The organism is Nocardia thailandica NBRC 100428 (genome assembly GCF_000308795.1).
Taxonomy (GTDB): domain Bacteria; phylum Actinomycetota; class Actinomycetes; order Mycobacteriales; family Mycobacteriaceae; genus Nocardia; species Nocardia thailandica.
This window is the reverse complement of sequence record NZ_BAGK01000145.1, coordinates 1-1,285: the sequence shown is the minus strand read 5'-3', so window position 1 is coordinate 1,285 and position 1,285 is coordinate 1. Positions and strand designations below refer to the sequence as shown.

Here is a 1,285-nt window from a genome sequence, read left to right as displayed (position 1 = left end):
GGCGAAGGTGCAGGCGCGGCTCCGGCCGAGACGACCGAAGGCGGCGATCCGGCGCCTGCCGACGCGGGCGAAGATGCAAGCCCGGCTGTAGTCGAGGCGACCGAGCGCGGCGGTCGGGCACCTATCGACGCGGGCGATGTAGTCGGCGCGGCTCTAGGCGATGCGACCGAAGGCGGCCACCCGGCACCTGCCGACGCGGGCGATGTTGCCGGCCCGGCACTGGTCGACCTGTCAGGCCCGGTGCGGTCGGCGGAAACATTCGCTGCCGGAGGCGGTTCCGGCGGGGTCGCCCCCGCGGCGGGCGCGTCGGATCGCGGCGAGCGGCCCGAGGGCGTCGCCTCGGGTGAGGCGGCCGGCGGGCGAGGGAAGCCCGTGAGGCTGTCCGCGGATGACCCGGCGATCGCGCCGAACGAGGCGGCGGCGCAGCGTCTTTCGCGAGCGGAAGCCGGCGCGTCGGCCGAGGGCGGCCCGGCAGAGGACGGCGGCCCGGCAGAGGACGGCGGCCCGGCAGAGGACGGCGGCCCGGCGGAGGACGGCGGCGGACGCGCGGGCTCCGGAGAACGCGACGCCGAGCCGGCGTGGCCGCCCGTCGACACCGGGCGCTGGGACCGGTATCTGCACGGCCCCGCTTTCGTGGCCGCGCTGCGCGCGGGCAGGGGCGCCAGGGCCGCGTGGCAGGCGCTGCCGGGGGAGGACTGGGCGGCGCGGCTGGCCGAGCTGGCGGCGACCGTCGCGGCGACGGGCCGCGGCGCGATCATCATGGTGCCGGATCAGCGCGATCTCGATCGGGTGCTGGCCGCGTGCGTTCGGCTGGTGGGTGACGCGGCGGTCGGCCTGTCGGCCGGGCTGGGTCCCGCCGCCCGATACCGGCGGTGGCTGGCGGTGCTGCGGGGGCAGGCGCGGATCGTCGTCGGGACGCGCGCGGCGGTCTTCGCGCCCGTGCGCGAGCTCGGGCTGATCGCGCTGTGGGACGACGGCGACGACACCTACGCCGAGCCGCGGGCGCCGTATCCACACGCGAGGGAGGTGGCGATGCTGCGGGCGCACGAGACCGGGTGCGCGTTCGTCGCGGCCGGATTCGCGCGCACCGCCGAGATCCAGTCCGTCGTCGAATCCGGTTGGGCGCACGACCTTCTCGCCGAACGGCGCGTGCTGCGGGAGGCGACGCCGCGGATCAGCGCGCCCGGCGACACCGACATCGCGCTCGAACGCGACCCGGTGGCGCGGGCGGTACGGATACCGGGCGTCGCCTTCGCGGCGGCCCGCTCGGCCCTCAAAGAGGGCG

1 protein-coding gene is annotated in these 1,285 nt (G+C 77.5%); it reads left to right on the top strand.

Features of this window, described 5'->3' with window-relative positions:
- Positions 1 to 372 precede the first annotated feature (372 nt).
- Positions 373 to 1,285, top strand: a 913-nt coding sequence (locus ON36_RS15875; protein WP_506330656.1) for a primosomal protein N', incomplete at its 3' end; no start/stop codon positions are given.